This window comes from Gluconacetobacter sacchari (genome assembly GCF_014174255.1).
Taxonomy (GTDB): domain Bacteria; phylum Pseudomonadota; class Alphaproteobacteria; order Acetobacterales; family Acetobacteraceae; genus Gluconacetobacter; species Gluconacetobacter sacchari.
Genome location: NZ_JABEQJ010000010.1, coordinates 97,796 through 122,779 on the forward strand (window position 1 = coordinate 97,796; position 24,984 = coordinate 122,779).

26 protein-coding genes are annotated in these 24,984 nt (G+C 68.3%); 6 read left to right on the top strand and 20 right to left on the bottom strand.

Annotation, left to right across the window (positions count from 1 at the left end; genetic code table 11):
• Positions 1–57: 57 nt before the first annotated feature.
• The 13 genes from rseP to folK form a co-directional block, all read right to left on the bottom strand.
• Positions 58–1,161 (bottom strand): RIP metalloprotease RseP, encoded by a 1,104-nt coding sequence (rseP, locus tag HLH48_RS09575; protein WP_182997276.1) that lies wholly within the window; start codon positions 1,159–1,161, stop codon positions 58–60.
• Between the two features lie 62 nt (positions 1,162–1,223).
• Positions 1,224–2,381, bottom strand: a complete 1,158-nt coding sequence (gene dxr, locus HLH48_RS09580) for a 1-deoxy-D-xylulose-5-phosphate reductoisomerase (protein ID WP_182997277.1) — start codon at positions 2,379–2,381, stop codon at positions 1,224–1,226.
• Between the two features lie 38 nt (positions 2,382–2,419).
• The gene (locus tag HLH48_RS09585; protein ID WP_343065402.1) at positions 2,420–3,334 is read right to left on the bottom strand and encodes a phosphatidate cytidylyltransferase; all 915 of its coding nucleotides are present in this window, start codon (positions 3,332–3,334) and stop codon (positions 2,420–2,422) included.
• Positions 3,315–3,992 (bottom strand): polyprenyl diphosphate synthase, encoded by a 678-nt coding sequence (uppS, locus tag HLH48_RS09590; RefSeq protein WP_182997322.1) that lies wholly within the window; start codon positions 3,990–3,992, stop codon positions 3,315–3,317. Before uppS ends, HLH48_RS09585 begins: the two co-directional genes overlap by 20 nt.
• 142 nt (positions 3,993–4,134) lie before the next feature.
• Positions 4,135–4,701, bottom strand: coding sequence for a ribosome recycling factor (gene frr, locus HLH48_RS09595; RefSeq protein ID WP_182997279.1), 567 nt, complete (start codon positions 4,699–4,701; stop codon positions 4,135–4,137).
• Between the two features lie 96 nt (positions 4,702–4,797).
• Positions 4,798–5,559, bottom strand: coding sequence for a UMP kinase (gene pyrH / locus HLH48_RS09600; protein ID WP_182997280.1), 762 nt, complete (start codon positions 5,557–5,559; stop codon positions 4,798–4,800).
• A 103-nt stretch (positions 5,560–5,662) separates the two neighbouring features.
• Positions 5,663–6,565, bottom strand: a complete 903-nt coding sequence (gene era / locus HLH48_RS09605) for a GTPase Era (RefSeq protein ID WP_182997323.1) — start codon at positions 6,563–6,565, stop codon at positions 5,663–5,665.
• A gap of 38 nt (positions 6,566–6,603) precedes the next feature.
• Complete coding sequence (rnc, locus tag HLH48_RS09610) at positions 6,604–7,326, bottom strand: ribonuclease III (protein WP_182997281.1); 723 nt, start codon at positions 7,324–7,326, stop codon at positions 6,604–6,606.
• The gene (lepB, locus tag HLH48_RS09615; protein WP_182997282.1) at positions 7,323–8,135 is read right to left on the bottom strand and encodes a signal peptidase I; all 813 of its coding nucleotides are present in this window, start codon (positions 8,133–8,135) and stop codon (positions 7,323–7,325) included. Before lepB ends, rnc begins: the two co-directional genes overlap by 4 nt.
• A 50-nt stretch (positions 8,136–8,185) precedes the next feature.
• Positions 8,186–8,596, bottom strand: coding sequence for a holo-ACP synthase (acpS, locus tag HLH48_RS09620; RefSeq protein ID WP_182997283.1), 411 nt, complete (start codon positions 8,594–8,596; stop codon positions 8,186–8,188).
• On the bottom strand, positions 8,593–10,872 hold the full coding sequence (locus tag HLH48_RS09625) for a RelA/SpoT family protein (RefSeq protein ID WP_246387193.1): 2,280 nt from the start codon (positions 10,870–10,872) through the stop codon (positions 8,593–8,595). Before HLH48_RS09625 ends, acpS begins: the two co-directional genes overlap by 4 nt.
• Positions 10,873–10,876: 4 nt before the next feature.
• Positions 10,877–11,272, bottom strand: coding sequence for a DNA-directed RNA polymerase subunit omega (rpoZ, locus tag HLH48_RS09630; protein WP_182997284.1), 396 nt, complete (start codon positions 11,270–11,272; stop codon positions 10,877–10,879).
• Positions 11,273–11,356: 84 nt separating this feature from the next.
• Positions 11,357–11,854 (bottom strand): 2-amino-4-hydroxy-6-hydroxymethyldihydropteridine diphosphokinase, encoded by a 498-nt coding sequence (gene folK / locus HLH48_RS09635; protein ID WP_182997285.1) that lies wholly within the window; start codon positions 11,852–11,854, stop codon positions 11,357–11,359.
• A gap of 168 nt (positions 11,855–12,022) precedes the next feature.
• Between folK and HLH48_RS09640 the strand changes: the two genes are divergently transcribed.
• Positions 12,023–12,646, top strand: a complete 624-nt coding sequence (locus tag HLH48_RS09640) for a LabA-like NYN domain-containing protein (protein ID WP_182997286.1) — start codon at positions 12,023–12,025, stop codon at positions 12,644–12,646.
• A gap of 16 nt (positions 12,647–12,662) precedes the next feature.
• On the opposite strand, the gene HLH48_RS09645 is transcribed toward HLH48_RS09640, so the two are convergent.
• The 3 genes from HLH48_RS09645 to msrP all read right to left on the bottom strand — a co-directional run bounded on the left by HLH48_RS09645 (position 12,663) and on the right by msrP (position 16,069).
• Positions 12,663–14,159: a malate:quinone oxidoreductase gene (locus HLH48_RS09645; RefSeq protein WP_182997287.1), complete on the bottom strand. Its 1,497-nt coding sequence runs from the start codon at positions 14,157–14,159 to the stop codon at positions 12,663–12,665.
• A 345-nt stretch (positions 14,160–14,504) separates the two neighbouring features.
• Positions 14,505–15,116, bottom strand: a complete 612-nt coding sequence (gene msrQ / locus HLH48_RS09650; protein ID WP_182997288.1) for a protein-methionine-sulfoxide reductase heme-binding subunit MsrQ — start codon at positions 15,114–15,116, stop codon at positions 14,505–14,507.
• Positions 15,116–16,069, bottom strand: coding sequence for a protein-methionine-sulfoxide reductase catalytic subunit MsrP (gene msrP, locus HLH48_RS09655; RefSeq protein ID WP_220795063.1), 954 nt, complete (start codon positions 16,067–16,069; stop codon positions 15,116–15,118). The genes msrQ and msrP overlap by 1 nt, the downstream gene beginning before the upstream one ends.
• 114 nt (positions 16,070–16,183) lie before the next feature.
• On the opposite strand from msrP, the gene HLH48_RS09660 reads away from it, so the two are divergent.
• Positions 16,184–17,089, top strand: a complete 906-nt coding sequence (locus HLH48_RS09660; RefSeq protein WP_182997289.1) for an NAD(P)-dependent oxidoreductase — start codon at positions 16,184–16,186, stop codon at positions 17,087–17,089.
• Positions 17,090–17,093: 4 nt separating this feature from the next.
• On the opposite strand, the gene HLH48_RS09665 is transcribed toward HLH48_RS09660, so the two are convergent.
• Positions 17,094–17,957, bottom strand: a complete 864-nt coding sequence (locus tag HLH48_RS09665) for a squalene/phytoene synthase family protein (protein WP_182997326.1) — start codon at positions 17,955–17,957, stop codon at positions 17,094–17,096.
• Between the two features lie 147 nt (positions 17,958–18,104).
• On the opposite strand from HLH48_RS09665, the gene HLH48_RS09670 reads away from it, so the two are divergent.
• Positions 18,105–18,713, top strand: coding sequence for a superoxide dismutase (locus HLH48_RS09670; protein ID WP_182997290.1), 609 nt, complete (start codon positions 18,105–18,107; stop codon positions 18,711–18,713).
• Between the two features lie 54 nt (positions 18,714–18,767).
• Here HLH48_RS09670 and HLH48_RS09675 read toward each other — a convergent pair whose 3' ends face one another.
• Positions 18,768–20,207 (bottom strand): sugar porter family MFS transporter, encoded by a 1,440-nt coding sequence (locus tag HLH48_RS09675; protein ID WP_182997291.1) that lies wholly within the window; start codon positions 20,205–20,207, stop codon positions 18,768–18,770.
• A 60-nt stretch (positions 20,208–20,267) separates the two neighbouring features.
• Entirely contained in the window at positions 20,268–20,648 is a 381-nt protein-coding gene (yajC, locus tag HLH48_RS09680; protein WP_182997292.1) for a preprotein translocase subunit YajC, read from the bottom strand.
• A 140-nt stretch (positions 20,649–20,788) separates the two neighbouring features.
• Between yajC and HLH48_RS09685 the strand changes: the two genes are divergently transcribed.
• The 3 genes from HLH48_RS09685 to HLH48_RS23550 all read left to right on the top strand — a co-directional run bounded on the left by HLH48_RS09685 (position 20,789) and on the right by HLH48_RS23550 (position 24,022).
• Positions 20,789–21,688 carry an ATP-binding protein gene (locus HLH48_RS09685; RefSeq protein ID WP_182997293.1) on the top strand — a complete coding sequence of 300 codons (900 nt, stop codon included), beginning with the start codon at positions 20,789–20,791 and terminating at the stop codon, positions 21,686–21,688.
• Between the two features lie 217 nt (positions 21,689–21,905).
• Entirely contained in the window at positions 21,906–22,991 is a 1,086-nt protein-coding gene (locus tag HLH48_RS09690) for an aromatic ring-hydroxylating oxygenase subunit alpha (RefSeq protein ID WP_182997294.1), read from the top strand.
• Between the two features lie 2 nt (positions 22,992–22,993).
• Positions 22,994–24,022, top strand: coding sequence for a bifunctional GNAT family N-acetyltransferase/(deoxy)nucleoside triphosphate pyrophosphohydrolase (locus HLH48_RS23550; protein ID WP_272502303.1), 1,029 nt, complete (start codon positions 22,994–22,996; stop codon positions 24,020–24,022).
• Here HLH48_RS23550 and HLH48_RS09700 read toward each other — a convergent pair.
• Positions 24,002–24,910 carry an SMP-30/gluconolactonase/LRE family protein gene (locus HLH48_RS09700; RefSeq protein WP_182997295.1) on the bottom strand — a complete coding sequence of 303 codons (909 nt, stop codon included), beginning with the start codon at positions 24,908–24,910 and terminating at the stop codon, positions 24,002–24,004. The genes HLH48_RS23550 and HLH48_RS09700 overlap by 21 nt on opposite strands.
• Positions 24,911–24,984 lie beyond the last annotated feature (74 nt).

Below are 24,984 nucleotides of genomic sequence, written 5' to 3' on the forward strand. Positions count from 1 at the left end.
CGTATCCGAAAATCCCCCCTTCGCGCAAGCGCCTGCACACTCACAGATGCTGCCGCGTCAACCGCTCAGGGACGCAACCCAGCGGAACAGGCCGAAATGCGACAGATCATTGAACGTAGAAAATAGAAACAGTCCTGCGATGACCGCGAAACCAGCCTGAAAACTGATGTCGCGAACCCGGCGCGAGACCGGACGCCCAAGCAGTGCTTCCAGCCCGTAAAACACCAGCCTGCCACCATCCAGCACGGGGATTGGGAACAAGTTAATCAGGCCCAGATTGACCGACAGCAGCGCCATGAAAGACACAAGACTGGCCGCCCCGTAATGAGCGACCTGTCCAGACATCTGTGCGATCCGCAGCGGGCCACCGAGATCCTTTGCACTGTGCCGACCGGTCAGCATCTGCCACAACCCAGTCAGCGTCTGGACCATCAGGTGCCAAGTTTCCTCCACTGCGGCGACAAGCGCCGCCAGCGGCGACATTGGCTTACTGACGGTCGCGGTGAACATGACCCCAAGCTGCCCAGTCCTGCCTCCGGCTTTATCCGTCACAGTCCCGACCGTCACAGGCAAGGTCATTGTCAGGTTGCCGCGTCTAACCGTCAGTTCCGTGTGCTCACCCGGCTCTGCCGCGACACGTGCCTGGATATCCGCGACATCGGAGACCGCGCGATCTCCGATTCGCACGATCACGTCGTCAGGCTTCAACCCGGCCACTTCGGCCGCGCTGCCCGGCATGACCTGACCTACTACATTGTGAATCTCAGGCCGGCCCGCGAGCATGAACAGTCCTGCGAACAATACGATGGCCAGCAGGAAATTGAAAACGGGACCGGCTACGATTACGATCGCCCGCGACAATACCGGTTTGTCATGAAAGGTCCGACCAGGTAGCCACGCCGCGATCTGCTCGGGAGTCGCCTCGTCCGGCCCCTCGAACCCATGTGGTTTGACGTATCCACCCAGCGGAACGGGGCACACCCTCCATTCCGTTCCAACCCGGTCATGCCATCTCAGCAGGGGGCGCCCGAATCCGATCGAGAAGACATCGACATGCACTCCCCTCCACCGGGCGGCCAGATAGTGACCCAGTTCATGAACGAACACCAGAACACCCAGCACGAGGGCAAAAGCAAGAAGGGTCCGCAGCAACTCGGGCATAATGATGGGTCAGCTCCTCATGGCGATATCGCCGATCTCGGGCGCACGGGCCCCGGCGAGGGTTAGGCGGCGAGAGATGCTGTTCGCAACCTGGCGGCGCGGCGGGCTTCCTCGTCCCAATGCAGCACCTCTTCCAGCGAATCGGCGCTCTGTCGCCCAAGCACCTGCATCACGTCCTCGACCACGCGGGCAATTTCGAGGAACCCGATCGTACCCCCCAGAAATGCCTCCACCGCGATTTCGTTCGCGGCAGACAGGATAGTGGGGACGGCACCCCCAGCACGCAAGGACTCACGGGCCAGCCGCAGAGCGGGAAAGCGCACCTCGTCTGGCTCTTCAAAATCCATTCGTCCCAGCGCCGCCAGGTCCAGACGCGGCGAATTCGTCGCCATGCGCGCCGGCCACGCCAAGGTGTGGGCGATCGGGATACGCATGTCGGCCGAGCCCATCTGGCCCACGATACTGCCGTCACTATACTGAACCAGGCCATGCACCACCGATTGCGGATGGACGACGACGCCGATCCGGTCCTCGGTCAGCGCGAACAAGCGCGCGGCTTCAATGACTTCCAGCCCCTTGTTGAACATGGTGGCCGAATCGATGGTGATCTTGGCTCCCATCGTCCATGTCGGGTGCTTCAGCGCCGCTTCCGGAGTCGCCTTTTCCATCTCAGCCAGACTGGCGCGGCGAAACGGACCGCCCGAGGCGGTCAGCACAATCTTCTCTACCTCGGCAACCTGACGGTCGGCCATCGCCTGGAAGATCGCGTTATGCTCGGAATCCACCGGCAGCAGCGTGGCCCCGGCCTGCTGCACCGCGCGCAGCATGACATCACCCGCGCAGACGAGCGCCTCCTTGTTCGCCAGAGCGACGAAGCGGCCATTGCCGACCGCCGCGAGGGTGGGTTCCAACCCGATCGCACCTGTTATGGCAGCCATGGTCCAGTCCACTGGATGCGCAGCGGCCTCGATCACCGCCTGCCGGCCGCCCGATGCAACGATGCCGGTGCCATCCAGCAGTGCTCGGAGTTCCGGAAGGCAGGCCTCGTCAGCAATAACGGCGTGGTCTGCCCGCAGCGCCCGGGCCTGTTCGGCCAAGCGTTGGACATTGCGGCCACCGACCAACACCGCCGCGCGAAAGCGCTCCGGCGCCTGCAATAGCAGATCGACCGTGGAACAGCCGATACTGCCGGTGCTGCCCAGGACGGTGACTGACTTCATGCCTTTTTTCTTCCCTACCGTTCGGCGTCGACACGCCATCATCCCAATTGGATCGTTCGTCCGCCGCGCGGCGCATGCGCCCCCGTATCGGCGTGCCCCGCAAATAAGGCGGACAGCAGGCCGGCGGGGGTCACATACCAGAACGCCTCGCCTCCCGCCGCCCCCAGAGAGAGCAGGGCTGCCAGCGGCGCCGCGACCAGCAAGCCGTCGAAGCGATCCAGAAGCCCCCCATGTCCGGGAATGATCGCACCGGAATCCTTGACCCCGCGCGCCCGTTTCAGCGCACTTTCGGCCAGGTCGCCAAGCTGGGCCGCCACAGCCATCATAGCTCCGAACACGATGCCGCGCACCCACGTCTCCGACCCCGACGCCAGCGCGCAGACCAGGCCCCCGGCCACCATGGCGCTGGCCAGCCCCCCTGCGGATCCAGACCAGGTCTTGGCCGGAGAAATCGCGGGTGCCAGCTTGGGGCCGCCGAGCATGCGACCGATCAGATAGGCCCCGCTGTCGCTAACGGCGACGCAGATGATGACGAACAGCACCTCACCCGTACCCGGCACCGTCATCAGCCGCAGCCACAGCAGCGCCAACCCGGCACAGCCGATCACCACCTGGCCGCTCCATAGCGCAGGTCCGAACACGAACGCGCCGCCCAGGACCAGAAACGCCACCAGCCAATGTCCACTCAGCGCGGCGGCCATGGCGGCAACCGGCCATGCGACATACAGCACGGCCCGCCACGACCGCGCGGCCAATCCGAACAGGCGCCCCCACTCGACCACCATGCCCGTCGTGGCCAGGAGGACAAGCGCCGCATAGGCCGCCCCTCCGGCCCAGATACACAGAGCCGCCACCGGCGCGAGAACGGCAGCCGAAATCAGGCGGGTACGGAGATCCTTCCAGTTTCTGCCCGAGCGTGGAGTGCTGGGAAGTTCAGAGCCGAGGACGGGCACCGAATCGCCTTTCACGTCGGGCGAACATGTCCAACGCCGCGTCAAAATGCTGTTCATTGAAATCCGGCCAAAAGGTGTCGAGAAACACCAGTTCGGCATAAGCCGATTGCCAGAGCAGGAAATTGGACAGACGGCATTCGCCGCTGGTCCGGATGATCAGATCTGGGTCGGGGAGATCGGCCGTCAGCAAGAAACGGCCGAACAGGGCTTCATCCAGCCGATCCGCGTCCAGCGCGCCGTCGCGGACCGCCAGCGCGACCTGCCGGGCCGCCTGCACGATATCCGCCCGTCCACCGTAGGACAGCGCCAACACCAGCGTCAGCCTGCGGTTTCCGGCCGTCAGGTCCTCGGCCCGCTTCGCCTCGGCCCGCACATCGTCATCGAAACGCGACAGGTCGCCGATAATGCGGATCCGTACCCCTTCGCGCGACAACTCGGCCACTTTGTGGCGCAGATAATACCGTAGCAGCGACGTCAGATCCGCCACCTCATCGGGCGCGCGCCGCCAGTTCTCGGAGGAGAACGCATATAAGGTCAGATAGCCGACCCCGCGCTTGATTGCGGCATGCACGCATCGTCGCACCGCCTCGGCCCCCGCGCTATGTCCCGCCGCACGGGGCAAGCCGCGGGCCCTGGCCCAGCGCCCGTTGCCATCCATGATCAAGGCGACATGTCCCGGCGGGACGGCAACGGCTCCGCCACGCTCCCGGTTCACCGCATCGAGCGGGGGAGTCGGGAGGGCCTGCGTGTCAGGTGTCCCGGCCGCCGGGCCGGGTACGGAACCGATGGTCACAGTGGGGTCAGACCTGCTTGATCTCGCGTTCCTTCTCCGCGAGCATATCGTCAATCCGTTTCACATACTGGTCTGTCAGCTTCTGGATCGCTTCCGACCAGATTTTCACATCGTCCTGACTGATTTCGCTCTTCTTTTCCAGCGTCTTCGTCTGGTCCATACCGTCGCGTCGCACGCCGCGCACCGCGATCTTCGCGTTCTCGGCATATTTGGCGGCAGTACGGGCCAGCTCGTTGCGGCGCTCTTCGGTCAACTGCGGAATCGGCACCCGCACCGTCTGACCGTCCGCCGATGGGTTCAGCCCCAGCCCACTATCACGAATCGCACGCTCCACCGCGCCGACCAGCGAGCGATCCCATACTTGAACAGTCAGCATCCGGGCCTCCGGCACCGCGATCGACCCGACCTGTGTCAAGGGCACTTCGCCGCCATAGGCCTCGACCCGCACCGGCTCGATCAGGGCTGGGCTGGCCCGTCCCGACCGCAATCCCGCGAAATCGCGGCGCAAACTCTCCAGCGCGCCGTCCATCCGACGGAGAAGGTCATCCAGCAATGTCTTCTGATCAGCAGCCACAACGGCCCTCCACACTCAAACCGGGCAGCCTCGCGAGCGGCCATCCGTCATAAATAACCCTATCCCGCCGCACGATCGCCGGTTTTCAACGAACTGTCAGGATGCTTCGACGATCTTGGTAAACAGTCCCTCACCCCGCATCACCTGGGGAAAGGCCCCCGGCGCGTGGATATTGAACACGAGAATAGGCAGCCGGTTCTCACGCGCCAGGCTGATGGCCGCGGCATCCATCACATGCAGGTCGCGGGCCAGCACGTCGAGATAGGTCAGCGTCTCGAAGCGCGTGGCGCTGGCGTCCTTGCGCGGATCGGCCGAATAGACGCCATCGACCTGCGTGCCCTTCAGCAGGGCGTCGCATTCCATTTCGGCGGCGCGCAAAGCGGCCGCCGTATCGGTGGTGAAGAACGGATTGCCGGTCCCCGCCGCGAAAATAACGACCCGGCCCTTTTCCATGTGGCGCACCGCGCGCCTGCGGATATACGGCTCGGCGACCGACGACATATGGATGGCCGACATCACGCGGGTCGGCACGCCATGCCGCTCCAGCGCGTTCTGTACCGTCAGGGCGTTGATGACCGTCGCCAGCATGCCGGCGTAATCGCCCTGCGCCCGGTCCATGCCCCGGGCGGCCGCCGCGACACCACGGAAGATGTTGCCGCCGCCGATCACCAGGCAGACCTCGACCCCCGAACGGGCTACCGTGGCAACGTCCTCGGCAATGGTATCCACCATCTGAGGGTCGATGCCGTACGAGCCTTCGCCCATCAGGGCTTCGCCCGAGATTTTCAGCAGGACACGGCGATACCCCTGAACGTCTTGTGCTTCGCGATCCGTCACGAGGTCCCCCCGATTGCTCATCTGATGGCTCCGCACCCGGGATGTCCCCCGTCCGGGCCATGCTCACGCCGATCCTCTTATCTCCCCTGATGATCGGTCACAAGCACGCTCGATCATTCCCGCGTCAGGACGCGTCGTCCAGTCCGATCGCTCGCAGCCGGGCCTTTTCCTCGTCCCAACCGGCGCGCTCCTTCACATTCAGAAACAGATGGCACGTCCTGCCCAGCAGGCGCGACAAATCCTTGCGCGCACGCTCCCCGATCGCGCGGATGCGGCTGCCCTTCTCGCCGATCAGGATCGCCTTGTGCCCCGCGCGCGCCACATAGATCGTGACCTCGATCCGTACCGAGCCGTCCGGCTGCTCGCGGAAACTCTCGGTCTCGGCGGTCGCGGCATAGGGCACTTCCTCATGCGTCTGGAGGAATATCTGCTCGCGCACCAGTTCGGCCGCCAACAGGCGGTCTGGCAGGTCGGTCAGATCATCCTCGGGATACAGGTACGGCCCTTCGGGCACCGCGGCCCCCAGCGCGTCCAGCAGGTCATCCACCCCGTCGCCGCTGCGCGCGCTGACCATGTAGACGTGCTCCACGTCCAGCAGGCCGGACAATGAAGCCGTCAGCGGCAAAAGCGCCTGGCGATCCACCAGGTCGGTCTTGTTGAGCACCAGCCATACGCGGCGCCGCGTCCTGGCCAGTTGCTCCACAATGGGACGTACCGTTTCGCACAGGCCGCGACGGGCGTCGATCAGCAGCAGCGTGATGTCGGCGTCCTCGGCCCCGGTCCAGGCGGCGGCCACCATCGCGCGGTCCAGCCGGCGCCTGGGCTTGAAGATGCCGGGCGTGTCGACCAGCAGGATCTGGCTGGTGCCGCGCATCAGGATGCCCAGCACGCGAAAGCGAGTCGTCTGGGCTTTCGGGCTGACGATCGACAGCTTTGCCCCCGCCATGCGGTTCAGCAAGGTCGACTTGCCGGCATTCGGCGCACCGACGATGGCGACAAAGCCGCAGCGCGTGGTCATGTCCCGTATCCTTTCCAGCGAGGCTGTCCCCCCATTACGATCATCCATCATCCGATCCGCCGCAGAAGATCCGCCGCGGCCGCGCTTTCCGCCGCGCGCTTGCTGCCCGCCTCCCCTTCGCCCGACTGGCCGGCGGCCGCCACCGCGATCACGAAGCGCGGGGCATGCGACGGCCCGTCGACCAGGACCGTCCGGTAGGACGGCAACGGCTGCCCGCGGGCCAGTACCCATTCCTGCAAGGCGGTCTTGGGGTCTTTTGGTGGGTGTGCCTGGGCGATGATCGCGTCGTTCCAGGCCGAGCGCACGAAACGGCGGGCGGGTTCCAGCCCGCCATCCAGATACATCGCGCCCAGGATCGCCTCGACCGCGTCGGCCAGCACGTTGGCCACCTGCCGCACACCGGCGCGCGCCTCGTGCTCGGCCACGTCGAGCGCCTCGGTCAGGTCCAACGCGCCGGCGACGGCCGCCAGGACCGGGCGGGAGACCAGGTGGGCGTGGCGGGGTCCGAGCGCGCCTTCCTGCTCGTCGGGAAAGCGCTCCAGCAGCCATTCGGCCATCAGCAGGCCCAGCACGCGGTCGCCGATGAATTCCAGCCGCTCGTTCGAGCCGGCGCCGCGGAGCGCGGCCGGCTGGCGGCCGCGACGGCCAGCGCCGCCACTGCGCTGATGGGCGGCGGAGCGGTGGGTCAGCGCTTCGCGCAGCAGGTGGGTCCGGCGAAAATGGTAGCCCAGCCGGGCCTCGACCGACGCCACGGCGCCGTCTTCGGTCATCGCACCCCCATGAACAGGCGATTCCAGCGGATTTCGGCCGGCCACATCCAGAACTCCCATACCGGATAGCGCGCATCGAGCGACAGGAAAATCCATTTCGCCTGGCCGATCAGGTTTTCCATCGGCACGAAGCCCAGATCCTCGGGATCGTCGCCCATGAAGCGGCTGTCGGCGCTGTCGTCGCGGTTGTCGCCCATCGCGAAGAAATAGCCGGGCGGCACGACATAGACCGGGGTATCGTTTTGAAATCCCTCGTTTGTCAGCTTGAGGATGTCATGCTTGACCGGGGGGGCGCCGGCGCTGCCGGGCAGGGTTTCCTGGTAGCGCTGGCCCTCCATGCGGGTGCGATGTTCGTCCACCGCGACGTAATCGCCCTCGGCCACGCGGGGGACCAGCACGTCGTTGAGGTAAAGCTCGCCACCGCGCACCTGCACCCGGTCGCCCGGCAAGCCTATGATACGCTTGATATAATCGATCGACGTATCCTTGGTGAAGCGGAAGACCGCGACGTCGCCGCGATGCGGCATGCGCTGGAAGATCCGCCCGCTGAACAGGTCGGGCGAGCGCGGCAGGGAGAAATGGGAATAGCCGTAGCTGTATTTCGCGACCCAGAGATAATCGCCGACCTGCAAGGTCGGGATCATCGATCCGGAGGGGATGTTGAACGGCTCGAACAGGATCGTGCGTACGCCGATCGCCAGCGCCCCGGCGATGATGACGGTGCGGACCATGTCCCAGGCCCCGCGCATGGCCGGAAGAATCCCGCCTGACGAGAGGGGGGATGAGTGGGTCTTGTGCGGGTCGTCCATAGGAATGATGTCTGAATCCGGTTTGATGCGGAGGGGACCATAGACCGATCCTAGGGGGCGCGGCCAGCTTCGATCATCACCTGCGCGAAGGCATAGGGATATTCGTCGGTCATCGTCAGCAGAATGCGGGCGTCGCCGCCCGGAGGCAGCAGCGCGTCCAGCCGCGCGCGGGCGCCGCCGGTCAGGATCATGACCGGCTGGCCGGTCGGCAGGTTGTCGACCCCCAGGTCGCGATGGAACACGCCGTGGGAGAACCCGGTGCCCAGCGCCTTGGCGCAGGCCTCCTTCGCCGCCCAGCGCTTGGCGTAGGCGCCCAGCCGCGCCTGGCCGTGCCGCCGCTCGGCGCGCCGCCGCTCGGCCTGGGTGAAGATCCGGTCCAGGAAGCGTTCGCCATGGCGGCCCAGCGCGCGTTCGATGCGGCGGATGTCGCACAGGTCGGAGCCGATGCCGATCAGGCTCATCCTTTCGCCCGCTCGACCTGGACGACGCCGCCGGCCGCGCGCATCGCCGCGATCAGCGACGACAGGTGGCGCAGGTCGCGGACCTCGATATCCGCCAGGATCTCCATGAAATCGAGCTGCCGGTTGACGATTCGCAGGTTGACGATGGTGCCGTCATGCTTGGACGCCACGTTGGTCAAAGTCGCCAGGATCGACGGCTCGTTGGCCGCGACGATGCTCAGGCGGCCGATATGCGGCTCGCTGGTGCCGCGGGCGATCACGTCGTAGTCCCAGTCCACGTCCATGAAACGCTCGGGGGTCGCGGCGAAGCTCTCCAGCGTCTGGCAGCCGGCGGTGTGGATGGTGATGCCCTTGCCCGTGGCGACGATGCCCACGATCCGGTCGCCCGGCAGGGGATGGCAGCAGCCGGCGAAATGGACCGCGATGCCGGGGCCGATACCCGCCAGCGCCATGCCGCCGCCCGTCCGGGCCTTGCCGGCGCGCGGCGGCGCGCGCAGGGGCAGGCCCGGCACCATGCGCGGCGCGCGCGGCGTCTGGCGCAGCTCGGGGTAGGCCGCATGCACCACGTCGCGCGGGCCGATATTGCCGTTGCCGACCGCGACATACAGGTCTTCGACCGTGGCCTGCTTCAGGTCGGACAGGATGGTCTCCAGCACCTTTTCCGACCCGTCCACGCCCTCCTGCCGGAAGGCCTTGGCCAGGGCGGCGCGGCCGCCATCGATGTGGGCCTCGCGCTGCTGGGCGGCGACGTGGCGGCGGATGCGCGCCCGCGCCTTGCCGGTGACGACGAACCGCTCCCACGACGGGGACGGCGTGCCGCCGCGCGCGGTCATGATCTCGACCTGGTCGCCGTTCTGCAATTCGTGCCGCAGGGGCATCAGGCGGCCGTTGATCCGCGCGCCGACGCAGCTATCGCCGACCTGGCTGTGGACGGCATAGGCGAAATCGACCGGCGTCGCGCCCCGGGGCAGAGAGATGAGCTGCCCCTTGGGCGTGAAGCAGAAAACCTGGTCCTGGTAGAGTTCGAGCTTCGTGTTTTCCAGGAATTCGTCGGGGGCCGCCGAATCCTCCAGGATGTCCAGCAGGTCCTGCACCCAGCGCAGGCCCGTGCCCGCCTGCGCCGCGCCGTCGGCGGCGCCGAACAGTTGCTTGTACATCCAGTGCGCGGCCACGCCGTTTTCGGCGATGTCGTGCATCTCGGCGGTGCGGATCTGCACCTCGATCTTCTGGTTGCGCGGATAGCGCAGGGTCACGCCGGTATGGAGGCTCTGATAGCCGTTGGCCTTGGGGGTGGAGATGTAATCCTTGAACCGGCCGACGATGACCGGGAACGCCGCGTGGACCGCCCCCAGCGCCACATAGCAGGCCTCGCGCGTCGGCACGATGATGCGGAAGGCCATGATGTCGGAAAGCTGCTCGAAGGCGACGTTGCGCTTCTGCATCTTTTCCCAGATCGAGAAGGGTGATTTCTCGCGGCCCGAGACCTCGACCTCGCCCAGGCCGGCCTCGCGGCACAGCCGGACCAGCTCGCGCCGGACCTCCTCGATCACGTCGGCGCCCTGGCCGCGCAGATAGTTGAGCCGCGCGCGGATGGTGGTGTTGGCCTCGGGCTCCAGCTCCGCGAAGGACAGGTTCTGGAGCTCGGTCTTGACCTTGTCCATGCCGATGCGCCCGGCCAGGGGCGCATAGATTTCCATCGTCTCGCGCGCGATGCGCTGGCGGCGGTCCAGCCGCTGCACGTAATGCAGCGTGCGCATGTTGTGCAGCCGGTCCGCCAGCTTGACGATCAGCACCCGGATGTCCTTGGACATCGCGAGGACCAGCTTGCGGAAATTCTCGGCCTGCTTGGTGCGGTCGGACTGGAGTTCCAGCCGCGTCAGCTTGGTGACGCCATCGACCAGGTCGGCGACCGCCGGGCCGAATTCGGCGCGCAGCCGGTCGTAGCTGACGCCGGTATCCTCGATCGTGTCGTGCAGCAGCGCGGTCGCGATCGAGGACGGGTCGAGATGGAAGCCGGCGAGGATGCTGGCCACCGCCAGCGGATGGGTAATATAGGGGTCGCCGTTGTCGCGGACCTGGCCGGCATGAGCCTCCTGCGCGACGGCGAAGGCGCGGCGGATCAGGTCGAGATCGGCATCGGGGGCGTAGGCGCGGACGCGCCGGACCAGCCCGTCGCAGGAAATGACGCGGGCGGGCAGCGGCGGACCCGCGACCGGCGCGCCGCCCTGCTGGACGACGGGTACCGTATCGGCAGGGCCCGCTGCGTCCGCTGCCATCGGCTTATCGCCGCGCGCGGCCGCCCAGCTCGGCCTCGATCGCGGCTTCCAGCTCTTCGGCCGACATGCCGGCGCCGTGGGTCGCCTCTTCCTCGGCCGAGACGTCCTGGAGACCGAAGATGTTCTGTTCGGTCGGGATCAGGTCCATCACTTCCTCGTCCGCGGGCTCGGGCTCGGGCGCGCGGGCCAGCGAACGGACCAGGTCGGTGCGGATCTGTTCCAGCTCGATCGTCTGGTCCGCGATTTCACGCAGCGCGACGACCGGATTCTTGTCGTTGTCGCGGTCGATCGACAGTTCCTCGCCACGCGACAGGCCGCGCGCGCGCTGTGCCGCCAGCAAAACCAGCTCGAAGCGATTGGGAACCCGTTCGACGCAATCTTCGACGGTGACGCGAGCCATGAGGCAGGCCTCCGGTATTTACAGTAGTTAAAAAAACCATTTTATCCACACCGACGCCCGAACGCAAGGCAGGGCTCGCCCCCGTCAGGCGGCGGCCAGCCGGCGGATCGGCTGGGGCGGCAGGGCCGCGATCGCCGCGCCGACGCCCTGCCCGGTCCGGGGGTCGCGCCAGTCCGGCGCCACGTCGCGCAGCGGCAGGAGGACGAAGGCCCGCTGCAAGGCCCGGGGATGCGGCAGGACGGGATCGGGCGCGTCGCGCACGCAGGCCCCCATCGCCACGATGTCGAGATCGAGCGGCCGGGCGGCGTTGGCCACCGTCCGCCGCCGCCCGGCCTCGGCCTCGATCGCCTGCAAGGCGGCCAGGAGCGCGGCCGGGCCGATCGCACCTTCCACCCGCGCCACGCCGTTGACGTAGGGCGGCTGGCCCGATGGCGGGACCGGCGCGCTTTCATACCAGTCCGACACCGCCGTCACGCGCAATCCGGGGATGGCGGCGATGCGCCCGACCGCCCAGCGGCAGGTTTCGAGCGGGGTGCCGCCGCCCTGGCGCGGCAGGTTGGCCCCGATGGCGACCAGGATCATGGCGCGGCGTCTCCTGCGTTTTGCCAGAGGAACGATATCGGCTTATTCGACCGTATCAATTTGCCCCCGACGGCTTTAACCTGCCGTGTGGTGGGCATATCATGCCGCGCGGCAATCAAACCGCGCGAAATTTCAGGCTCTGGCCAAAAGACCAAGGATTCAAGGCCCATGTTTTTTCAACCCGACGACCGTACATGCCTTTTTATCGACGGTTCAAGTCTGTACTCGGCCTCGCGTCATCTGGGATTCGATGTCGATTACCGCAATCTGCTGACATTCTTCCGTTCCAAATGCAACGTCATCCGCGCCTACTATTACTCCGCGATTCTGGAAAGCGAGGAATATTCCCCCCTCAAGCCCCTGACCGACTGGCTGGTCTATAACGGCTATTCGCTCGTCACCAAGACGGCGCGGGAGTTCGTCGACCAGAACGGGCGCCGGCGCGTGAAGGGCAGCATGGATATCGAGCTGGCCGTCGACATGATGGAGATGGCTCCCCGGATCGACCATGCCGTCCTGTTCAGCGGCGACGCGGATTTCCGGCGCCTGCTGGAGAGCGTGCAGCGCCAGGGCGTGCGGACCTCGGTCGTCTCGTCGGTTCGCACCTCGCCGCCGCTGATCGGCGACGATCTGCGGCGGCAGGCCGACCAGTTCATCGAACTGGCCGACATCGCGGCGCAGTTCACCCGCCGCCAGGCCGAATCGCGCCCGGCGCGCCATCAGCAGCAGGCCCCCGTGCGCCATCCGGCCGACCAGTTCAGCGAAATCGACCACGACGACGACGAGGAGTGAGACCCGGGCCGCCGCGTCAGGCCTCGAGTTGCAGGACGCGCGTGGTCCATTCGTGGACATGGGCGCAGAGTTCGGGCCGGTTGGCCAGCGGGGCGCCGTAGGACGGGATCATCTCCTTCAGCTTCGCCTCCCAGCGCGGCAGGTCGCCGGGGAAGCATTTGCCGATCACCGTCAGCATGATCGACACGGCGGTCGAGGCGCCCGGCGAGGCGCCCAGCAGCGCCGCGACCGAGCCGTTGGCCCCGGTGATGACCTCGGTGCCGAATTGCAGGACGCCGCCCTTCTTCGCGTCCTTCTTGATGACCTGCACGCGCTGGCCGGCGGTGATGAGTTCCCAATCCTCGGCCCGGGCGCCGGGGACGAAATCGCGCAGCGCCTTCAGGCGGGTTTCGTTGGATTGCAGCACCTGCTGCACCAGGTAGCGGGTCAGCGGCATGTTGTCGCGGGCCACGGCCAGCATGGCGCCCAGATTGTCCAGGCGAATCGATTTCGGCAGGTCCCACAGCGAGCCCTGCTTGAGGAACTTGGTCGAGAAGCCGGCATAAGGGCCGAACAGCAGCCCCTCCTTGCCGTCGATCACGCGGGTGTCGAGATGCGGCACCGACATCGGCGGCGCGCCGACCGACGCCTTGCCATAGACCTTGGCGTGGTGGCGGGCGACGATGTCCGGGTTGGTGCAGCGCAGGAACTGCCCGCTGACCGGGAAGCCGCCGACGCCCCGGGATTCGGGGATGCCGGTCTTCTGCAACAGCGGCAGCGCCCCGCCGCCCGCGCCGATGAAGACGAAGCGCGCGGCGACCGAGGCCGTCGTGCCGGATGCCAGGTTGCGCACCGCGACCCGCCAGGCGCCCGACGCGTCCTGCTTCAGGTCCTCGACCTCGTGCGACAGTTTCAGGTCGAACCCCGCCTGCCCGGACAGGAAATTGACCAGGAGATGCGTGAGCGCGCCGAAATTGACGTCGGTGCCCGAGGCGATCCAGGTCGCGGCCAGGCTGGTGCCGGGCGCGCGGTCCTGCATCACCAGCGGCATCCATTGCGCGAGCTGGGCCCGGTCGGTCGAGAAGCGCATGCCGCTGAACAGCGGGTGGTCCTTCAGCGCCGCGTGCCGGCGGCGCAGATAGTCGCAGTTCTCGTCACCCCAGACGAAGCTCATGTGCGGGATCGGGTTGAGGAAGGCGCGGGGCGAGGCGATGACGCCCGATTCGACCAGATAGGCCCAGAACTGGCGCGAAAGCTGGAAGGCCTCGTTGACGCCGACCGCCTTGGAAATGTCGATCGTGCCGTCGGCGTGGGCGGGGGTGTAGTTCAGCTCGCACAGCGCGGAATGGCCCGTGCCGGCATTGTTCCAGGCGTTGGAGCTTTCCTTCGCCACGTCGTCCAGACGCCCGAACATCCCGATCGACCAGTCCGGTTGCAGGAGCTTGAGCAGCGCGCCCAGCGTCGCGCTCATGACCCCTCCGCCGATCAGGACGACGTCGTAGGCGGAGTCGGTTCGGGTCGTATGCGAGGTCATGACATTCTCCGGAACGAGGCGCGCAGGCCGAGGCCTGGAAAGACGGTCTGGGCCGCCGGCCCCATCGCGGCGGGCCGAAGGCGGAAAAAGGGTCGTCCGGGGATCGGGCGAAGCCGGACGGCCCCAACCTCTTGCCATCTGAACCGCCGGACCGAGACATCATCTCTGCGCGAGCCGGCCGGGCCCCGCGCCGATCGGCGCGCCCGGCGGCGGGTGGCGGGCGATCACGCCTTTTCCTTGCCATTGCAGCCCTTTTCCGGATCTTTCAACCGAAACGGCACGTTCATCCATTCTTTCATCGCATGACTGTCCGGCTTTTCCCGCATCGTGACAAGGGAACCGGAATCAGGCCGCGCGGCGGCGCGCTGCGCGACGCAGCCGGACCGCCAGCAGCCCGGCCACCACCAGGGCGTAGAGCAGCGTCTCCGCGCGTATGACCTTGAAAGACAGTATGAAATGGATGGCCGCACAGATCGCGGCCACGTAGACCCACCGATGCAGCGCTTTCCAGCGTCGGCCCAGGCGGCGGATCGCCCGGGCGTTCGAGGTCGCGGCCAGCACGGCCAGGATGACGAAGGCGGCCATGCCCAGGATGATGAACGGCCGCCCGGTCACGTCGGCCAGCAGCGCGCGCGCGTCGAACCCCTGGTCCAGCGCCACGTAGGCCGACAGATGGAACAGGGCGTACCAGAAGGCCAGCAGCCCCAGCGCCCGCCGGTAGCGGAGCAGATCGACCCCGGCCAGGTCGCGCAGCGGCGTGACGCACAGTGACAGGATGAGGAACCGCAAGGCCCACAGGCCCAGCGTGCGCTCGAATGTATTGACCGGATCGGCGCCCAGATGGTCCGTCGCCCCCTGGACGAACGAGACCGCCGCCGGCGCCAGCCCGACGCCGTACAGCGCCAGCCGGACCCGGCCGGCCGATCGCCGCGATAATCGCACGGGCCGGGTCGCCATCAGAAATCGCGCCGCAGGTCCATGCCGGCATACAGGCCCGCCACCTGCTCGCCATAGCCGTTGAACGGCAGGGTCGGCTGCCGCCCCGCGCCGAAGAACCCGCCGGCGCCGATCGGCCGCTCGGTCGCCTGGCTCCAGCGCGGGTGGTCCACCGCCGGGTTGACGTTGGCGTAGAACCCGTATTCGTCGGGCGCGCGGACGTTCCACGAGGTGCGGGGCATGCGGTCGGTCAGGCGGATGCGCGTGATCGACTTGATGCCCTTGAACCCGTATTTCCACGGCACGACCAGCCGGATCGGCGCGCCGTTCTGGTTGGGCAGCGTCTGGCCGTACAGCCCGACCGCCAGGATCGTCAGCGGGTGCGTGGCTTCGTCCAGGCGCAGCCCTTCGACATAGGGCCAGTCGAGGACCGGCAGCACCCCGCCCTGCCCCGGCATTTCCGACGGGCGGAGCACCGATTCGAAGGCGACATATTTCGCGCTGCCCAGGGGCTCGGCCTCGGCCAGCAGGTCGCGCAGCGGGAAGCCGATCCAGGGGATGACCATCGACCAGGCCTCGACGCAGCGCATGCGGTAGATCCGCTCTTCCAGCGGGCGGGCCAGCAGGGCGTCGATGTCGTAGGTGCGGGGCCGGGCGACCATGCCCTCGATGCGCACCGTCCAGGGGCGCGGGTGGAAATCGCCCGAGCGCTCGGCCGGGTCGGTCTTCTCCAGCCCGAATTCGTAGAAATTATTGTAGTGCGTCACGTCGCGTAGCGGCGTGGGCCTGAGCCCCGTGCCCGAAAGCGGCCCCGGCCGCGCCGCGAGCGCGGCGGCCCCCGCCGCGCGCGGCGGCAGGATGCCTCCGGCCAGGCCGGCTACGGCACCCGTGGCCATCAGGGCGCGCCGCGACAGCCAGAGCCGGGGCGGCGTGATCGCGGAGGGCGGTGGAGAGGGAAAACGGAGATCGCGCATGGAGGATGCCTTCCTTGGCCGGCCGCCGGCATCGGGCGGCCGGGGGGCGTGACAGGGGAGGAACGGTCCGGCACGGTGCCGGGGACAGGACGAAACCGTAAAGGAAGAATGACCATGCCCGATTCCTCCGCGCCAGACACCCTCGCGCCCGCCGGCCTGGTCGGCTTTGTCGGCTTCGGTGCCATGGCCAGCCGCATGGGCCGCGCCCTGCGGGACGCGGGATACCAGATCGTGGCCTATACGCCCTCGGGCAAGGGGGGCGACGGCACGACCCGCTTCCTGCCCCGGCCCCGCCTGCTGGCCGAGGCCGCCGGCGGCACCGTGATCCTGTGCGTGCCCGACGACGAGGCGCTGGCCGAGGCCGCCTATGGCCCGGATGGCGTGCTGGCGGGGATGGCGGCCGGGGGGCTGCTGATCAATACCAGTTCGGTCTCGCCCGAGGCGGCGCTGGCGCTGGCGGCGGCGGCCGAACGGCGCGGCATCGCCGCGCTGGACGCCCCGGTGTCGGGCAGCACGCCCGAGGCCGATGCCGGCGCGCTGGTGGTGCTGGTGGGCGGCGACGCGCGGGATGTGGCCCGCGCGCGGCCGATCTTCGACATTATCGGCAAGGCGACGATCCATGCCGGACCGGCGGGCAGCGGCGCGACGCTGAAGCTGGTCGTCAACGGCATCATGGGCGTGGGGCTGGCGGCGGTCGCCGAGGGCGTGGGCTACGGGCTGGCCGCCGGGCTGGACCGCGACATGCTGTTCGCGGCGCTCGATTCGGTCGCTGTGATCTCGCCCCATCACAAGCGCAAGCTGAAGGCGGCGCGGGCGGGCGATTTCAGCCCGCAATTCCCTACCCGGCTGATGCAGAAGGACATGCGGCTGCTGCTGGACGCCGCCGCCCGCGTGGGCGCGCCGGTGCCGACCATGGCCGCCACCACCCAGATGCTGTCCCTGACGCGGCGGCAGTATCCGGACGACGATTATTCCGCGCTGTTCGCCGTCATGGAGCGCATGGTGGCCAACACGCCGTAAGCGTTTACGCGAACGCCATCGCGGCCATGACCGCCAGCCGGTCGCCCAGGCCCCGGGCGGCGGGAGCCGGCCCCTGCCGGGCGAGGTCCCGCCGGGCCAGGACCCCGGGGAGCGCCGCCGCCCGGGCCACGCGCGGCAGGCGCCCGGCGCCGGCCCGGGCGAGGAAATCCGCCCCTTCGCGGCACAGGGCGGCACGCAGCGCCGGCAGGAGGGCGGCGGGCACGGTCGCGCCGTCGCGAATCGCGTCGCCCGACAGCCCCGATTCGGCCAGCGCGCCATCGGGCACCGGGCAGCGGCCGCCGGCCAGCACCCGGTCCAGGTGCCGAGCGAGGCCGCCCGCGCCGTAGGCGGCGCCGTTGAGGGCGACCGCGTCCAGCAGCCCCGGATCGGTCACGCCGGCCGCCTGGGCGATCGCGGCCTGCACGCCGCCCGCGCCGCCGCGCATCGCGTCGCGCCAGGCCGGCCAGTCGGCCAGGCCGTCCAGCTCGGCCTCTCGCGCATCGAGGATGCCCAGCAGCGTTTCGGCCCGCACCCTGCCCTGCGCGACCAGCGCGCGCAGCGGGTCGGCGATGTCGTGCGGGTGGGCCGCGCCCTGGACGATCTCGCGCCACCATTGCAGGCGAATCAGCCCCGCCATGGGCCCCGCGACGGCGCGGGACTGCATGCCGCCCAGGGCGCGAACGGTTTCGTGATTGAACGCGATCAGGGTGAAGGCGGCCTCACGCGCCGCCTGCGGCAGGAACAGGGCGCACAGGAAGCGGTCCGGGTCGGCCCGGCGGGCGGCCAGGGCGGCGGCGGAAACTCCGGCGCCGGCGGCGCGTCTGGCAGAAGCACCTTTGGCAGAAGGACCTGGCGTGGCGGCGATCATCATGACCCGTGACTTGCCGCGCGCGCCCGTGGGGCGCAAGAGTTTCGGCCGGCGGGTCGGCCGTCTCCGTCACTTGACGCCATTCCCTTGCCCCCATAGCTCTGACGGGCGGCGTTTTCGGCCGCTGCAATTCCAAGGAGAACGTCCATGGCTTTCGAATTGCCCTCTCTTCCGTTCCAGACCAACGCGCTGGCGGCGCGCGGCATGTGCCAGGAAACGCTGGAACTGCACCACGGCAAGCATCACCAGGCCTATGTCACCGCGCTGAACGGCTTCGTCGACGCCAAGCCCGAATTGCAGGGGAAGTCGCTGGAAGAGATCATCCTGGCGGTCAAGGGCGATGCCGCCCTGGCCCCGGTGTTCAACAATGCCGGCCAGCATTGGAACCATATCCTGTTCTGGCAGAACCTGTCGCCGACCGGCGGCGTGATCCCCGACGCGCTGGCGGCCAAGATCGCCGAGGATTTCGGCAGCGTCGACACGTTCAAGACCGATTTCAAGGCCGCCGCGACCTCGCAGTTCGGGTCGGGATGGGCGTGGCTGGTGCTCGGCTCGGACGGCAAGCTCAAGATCACCAAGAGCGCCAACGGCTCCAACCCGCTGGCCGAGGGCCAGGGCAAGGTGCTGCTGGGCCTGGATGTGTGGGAGCATTCCTACTATCTCGACTTCCGCAACCGTCGCCCCGACTATGTGACCAACTACCTGGACAAGCTGGCGAACTACGAGTTCGCCGAGGCGCAGCTCAAGGCCGCCTGAGCGGCGCGGAGCGGCTTTCGCCATGGAATGCCCGGCCCCCTGGGGCCGGGTTTTTCATATGCCGCCCGGGGCGGCCGGCGTCGCGCGCCCGACATCGCGCAGGCGCACGCCCGCCGTCAGTTCCCGCTCGATCCGTTCCAGCGTCAGGCCCCTGGTTTCGGGCACGAACCGGGCGACCAGCAGCACGAACAGCGCGTTCAGCCCCGCATAGAGCCAGAAGGCTCCGGACAGGCCCAGCCGGTCCGTCAGCGTCAGGAACGACGCGCCCACGATCATGTTCGCGACCCAGTTGGTGACGGTGGAGCAGGCCACGCCGAATTCCCGCCCCCGGAGCGGCTGGATTTCCGCGCACAGCACCCAGATCACCGGGCCGGCGGAAAAGGCGAAGCCCGCGACGAAGCAGGCCAGCCCGCCCACGGCCAGGACCCGCGCCGTGACCTCGCGCACCTCCGCCGACGGCGAGTAGCCCAGCAGGGCCATGCCGATGCTCATCACGACCAGGCCGCAGATCAGCATCGGCCGGCGCCCCCAGCGATCGACCAGGCCGATCGCCAGGAAGGTGGCGGCCACGTTGACCGCCCCCACGCTGACCGTGCCCCACAGCCGCGCATGGTCCACGAGGCCCGCCAGCCCCAGGATGCGCGGGGCGTAATACATCACCACGTTCATGCCGGTGAATTGCTGCACCGCCTGCAACATCACCCCCAGCAGCACCGTGCGGCGGAAATTGCGGTCGGCGCGCAGCAGCGCCCAGCCCGAGCCGCGCGCATGCAGGCGGGCGTCGATCTCGCGCAGTTCGCGGGCCACGCTCCGGCCCTGGCCGCGCAGTTCCTCCAGCGCGCGCCGCGCGGCCTCGCGCTGGCCGTGCATCATCAGCCAGCGGGGGCTGGCGGGCAGGAAGGCCACGCCGATCAGGAAGACGATGCCGGGAAACGCCGTGATGCCGAACATCCAGCGCCAGGTGTCGAAATAGGAAAACAGCGCGTTGGAGACGAACGCCGCCATGATGCCGATGGTGATCATGAGCTGGTAGATCGACACCATCGCGCCGCGATGCCCGGAATCGGCGATCTCGGCGATGTAGAGCGGCGCGGTGAAGGTCGAGATGCCGACCGCGAGCCCCATCACCACCCGCCCCGCGACCAACCCGGCCAGCGACCCGGCCAGGGCGCAGGACAGCGAGCCCGCGACGAACAGGGCGGCGCCGGTCAGCAGCGTGCGCTTGCGCCCCCAGCCGAAGGAGAGCCGGGCCGCGACGGGCACGCCCAGCGCGGCGCCCAGCATCATGGCCGCGACGATCCATTCCTGCTGGAGGTGGCTGGCGTGGTATTGGCGCGCGATCGGGCCGAGGGCGCCGGAAATGACGCCGATATCGAGGCCGAACATCAAACCGGCCACCGCCGCCAGGCCCGAGGCCAGCCCGGCGCGGCCCCGCGCCGCCGCCGCCCGGACACGCCCGGCGTCGGCCGCGTCGATTTCTCCGTACAGCGTCATGTCCCCTCCCACGGCATGGGCATAACGGCCGGTGGCGCCGCCGGTTCGCGGAGGGGACGGTCAGCCGGCCTTGGGGACCGTGTCGTTGGCGGGCTTGGCGGCGCTGCTGACCACCGAGGTCAGGGTCTCGCGCAGGACCGTCACCCGGACGTTCGGGGCGATTTCGACCTCCAGCTCGTTCGAATCGTCGCGCACCTTCTGCACGACGCCGATGATGCCGCCGGCCGTCAGCACCCGGTCGCCACGGCGCAGGGCGGCGAGCTGGGCGCGCAACTGCTTCTGCTTCTGCTGCTGCGGGCGGATCAGGATGAAATAGAAGATCGCGAACATCGCGATGTAAGGCAGGATCGACATCAGGCCGCCCGCGCTGAGGAAGCCCCCGGCCCCTCCGGCGGACTGGGCGTATGCCGGGGTTGCAAGAAAATCCGAAACTGGTGTCATGTCGCGTTTCCGGCCGTCATTTAATGGGTTGCGGGCTGAGGCACTGGACCATAGTTTTCGTCCGTTTCCCGTCAAGGCGTCGGTTTGCCTCTCCGCCGCGCTCCGGGTCCGACCGCGCCTTTCCAGCCACAGGACCGACGATGGAGTCCCATCCCCTTCTGCCCGTTCTCGACCGTATCGCCCAGGCGCTGGAGCGGCTGTCGCCGCCGCCGCCCAGCCTGGCCGGGCTGGACGCCGCCGATGCCTTCGTCTGGCACCCGGCACGGGGGCGGCTGGCCCCGGTGGCCCATGTGGCGCATGTCGATATCGCCCTGTTGCGGGGCGTGGAGACCCAGCGCCGGCTGGTGCTGGACAACACGCTGCATTTCGCGGGCGGCCTGCCGGCCAACAACGCGATGCTGTGGGGCGCGCGCGGCATGGGCAAGTCCTCGCTGGTCAAGGCCGCCCATGCCCAGGCCAACCTGGTCGACGGCGTGGCGGCGGCGCCCGGAGCGGGGCGGCTGGTGCTGATCGAGATCCAGCGCGAGGACCTGGCGACCCTGCCCGACCTGTTGGCGCTGCTGCGGACCAGCCCGCGCCGGTTCATCGTCTTTTGCGACGACCTGTCGTTCGAGAGCGAGGACGCCGACTACAAGGCCCTGAAATCGGTGCTGGACGGCGGGATCTCGGGCCGGCCGGAGAACGTGCTGTTCTATGCGACGTCGAACCGGCGGCACCTGATGCCCCGCGACATGATCGACAACGAGCGCTCGACCGCCATCAACCCGTCGGAGGCGGTCGAGGAGAAGGTTTCGCTGTCCGACCGGTTCGGGCTGTGGATCGGCTTTCATAATTGCGGGCAGGATATCTTCCTGGACATGGTCCGGACCTATGCCCGGGATCGCGGCATGGCGATCGGCGACGAGGAACTGGCCCGGCGGGCCAATGCGTGGTCGGTCGGCCGCGGCGGGCGGTCGGGCCGCGTCGCCTGGCAGTTCATCGAGGACCTGACCGCCGAACTCGCCGCCGGGGCGCCCGTTCGGGAATCGGCACGACCTTGATGCGGATCAAGGCATCGCGACCGGCGGGATGCCTGATATCATGCGGGTTTCGGGCCTGACCGGCGGAGAGGAACGCCCGGCTCCCGCCGCCGTCGCGCGATGACATGCGTTATCAATTGCGCGGGATGGCGAGATGCCTGTTTAATGCGTGCGGTCGCCGTCATGGCGCCGCCCGCCCCACCGGACAACCGCGGGCGATCGAGCACATAGAGAGACGATGAACCAGATTTTTTCGACGGACAGCATGCCCCGGCCCGCCCTGACGCCGGGGGAGGACCTGCGACGCATCCGCTGCGATCCCGATTTCTGGTACCCCGTGGCCTGGTCGCGCGAGCTGAAGGCGGGCAAGACCATCGGCACCCGCTATGCCGGCCTGCCGATCGCGTTGGTGCGGCCCGTCGAAGGCGCGGTCTTCGCCCTGGAGGATCGCTGCGCCCACCGGCAGGTGCCGCTGAGCAAGGGCACGGTGAGGGGCCAGGCGGTGCAATGCTGCTATCATGGCTGGGCGTACGGGCGGTCGGGCCGGTGCATCGACGTGCCGTACCTGGGCAAGGGCAAGCTGCCCAACGGCGTGCGGACCTATCCCTGCCGCGAGCAGGACGGGCTGATCTTCATCTTTCCCGGTGATGCCGACAAGGCCGATTCCGTGCCGCTGCCCAAGCTGTCGCAGGTCGCCAACCCCGGCTACAAGACCCGGCGGTTCGGCCGGCATGTCCAGTGCCATTACAGCTTCATGCATGAGAACCTGATGGATATGAACCATCAGTTCATGCACATGAAGCAGATGGGGCAGATGAAGCCGCGCTTCCTGGGCCAGGATCGCGGCCCCGGCATGATCGAGGCGCGCTATACCTTTGCCCGGACCGGCGGCAAGCAGCCGATCGGCGAGGCCCTGGTCTTTGGCCAGAAGCGCGACAACAGCGCGAAATTCGCCCATCGCGACGTGATGACGATCCGCACCGAATATCCGTACCAGACGCTGAAGATCGAGCCCACCGGCGGCGAGCCGGTGATGGACCTGTGGATCGCCTACGTCCCGCAGGACGAGGAGCAACTGACCAACCGCGTGTTCGGGCTGCTGTCGATCAAGCGCCCCAAGCTGCCGGGGGTGCTGGACCTGGCATGGCCGTTCCTGGTCGCCTTTACCGAGCGGATCTTCCGCGAGGATCGCGAGATCGTGGAACTGGAACAGAATGCGTGGAACGAACTGGGCGGCGACCACAACCAGGAAGTGTTCCCGGTGATCCGCGACCTGCGCGCGCTTCTGGCCGAGTGCGGCATCCGCGCCCCCAGTGCCGGCTGACAATGCCGGCTGACCATGCCGCCGCGCCCATGATCGACGAACGGACGGATACCGCCCTGCAAGCCGGTCCTTTCCGGTTGCGGGCGCTTCTGTCCAGCGATTCCGGCGCCATGCACCGGCTGGTCAATGACTGGAGCGTCATCCGGATGCTCAGTCGCGTGCCGTTTCCCTATCCGCGCGGGCTGACGGACGAATGGATCGCCTCCACCGCCGATCTGTCGCGGCGGGGTGTCGCCTATCATTTCGCCATCACCCACCCCGAATCGGAGACGCCCGATTCGCTGATCGGCTGCATCGGCCTGCAAATCGATCGCGGCCGCCGGTCGGCCACCGTCGGCTACTGGGTCGGCCGGCCGTACTGGAACCGCAAGGTCGCTACCAGCGCGGTCGGGCGCATCGCGCGCTGGGCGCTGTCCAGCATGCCGGTCGACCGGATCGCGGCGGCGGTCGCGCATGACAATCCGGCCTCGATCGCCGTGCTGCGCCGGCTGGGCTTTCGCGAGACCGGCACCGGCCACCAGGAATTCGTCTCACGCGGGGGCGAGCATCCGGTCCTGCTGTTCGAGGCGACGCGGGGGGACCTGGGGATGGATGCCGCGTCCGCCTCGCCGGCCACCCAGGCGGGCGAACACAAGCGCGTCGTGCTGGTGGCGGCGGTGGCCCTGATTGATGTCGATGGGCGGATCCTGCTGGCGCGGCGGCCGGAAGGCAAGCCGATGGCCGGGCTGTGGGAGTTCCCCGGCGGCAAGGTCGAAGCCGGCGAAACGCCCGAAGCCGCGCTGGTGCGCGAACTGGAGGAGGAACTGGGCCTGGATGTCAGTCGGTCCTGCCTGGCGCCCTATACCTTCGTGTCGCACGATTACGGGCATTTCCACCTGCTGATGCCCGTCTATGTCTGCCGGCGCTGGAGGAACACGCCGCGCCCGCGCGAGGGCCAGACCCTGGCCTGGGTCCGGGGCGACGAGCTGTCGGCCTATCCGATGCCCGAGGCCGACCTGCCGCTGGTCCCGCTACTTCGCGACCTGGTCTGACAGCGCGAACGTCGCCTGCCTCTGGCCCGCGATGCTGGTACCGAAGGCGAACAGGCCGCCGGTGAGGGGCTGCTCCACCAGTTGCCGGGCCGACAGGCCCTTGCGCGCGGTGGTGACGAAGACCGTGCGGTAGTCGGCGCCGCCGAACGCCACCTTGGTGACGTTGCGCGCCGGCATCGGAATCGGCTCGACCCGTGTGCCGTCGGGGGCCAGGCGCTCGATCCGCCCGCCGTCCCAGACGCCGATCCACAGGAAGCCCGCGCTGTCGACCGCGATGCCGTCGGGATAGCCGTCCCGCAGGATGGCGAAGACCCGGCGGTTCGACAGGCTGCCGTCGGGCGCCACGTCGAACGCGTAGACGGTCCGGGCCGGCGAATGGTTGTGGTAGAGCGTGCGCCCGTCGGGGGACAGGGCCGGGCCGTTGCTGACGACATAGCCCGTATCCTCGCACCGGATCGACAGCGCGCCCCGGTCCTGGCGGACGGAGTAGAGCGAGCCGGTGGGATCGGTCTCCGCGTCGTGCATCGTGCCGAACCACAGGCGGCCGAACCGGTCCACATGGCCGTCATTGATCCGGTTGCCTGGCAGATCGGGCTCGACCGGCAGGTCCAGGTCGAACCGGCCGGTGGCGGGCGAGAAACGATGCAGCCCGCCGCGCAGGCCGCACAGGAAACCGCCATCGGCGAGCGGAACCAGGAAGCCCGGCCGGTCCGGCGCGGCCCAGGAGGTCCGCTCGCCGCTTTCCGGGTGGTAGCGATGGATCGCCCTGCCGACGATATCGACGAAATACAGGGCCTGCTCGGCTTCCGACCACACGGGCCCCTCGCCCAGCGTGGCTGGAAGATCCCACACGCAGCGCGGCACGCCGCACATCGGTCCTTCCCTCATCGCCTGTTCCTCCTGTCTGGCCGGGAGCGGATTCCCGGCCCATAATGATGGTCCACGCCACCGGAACGGAACCA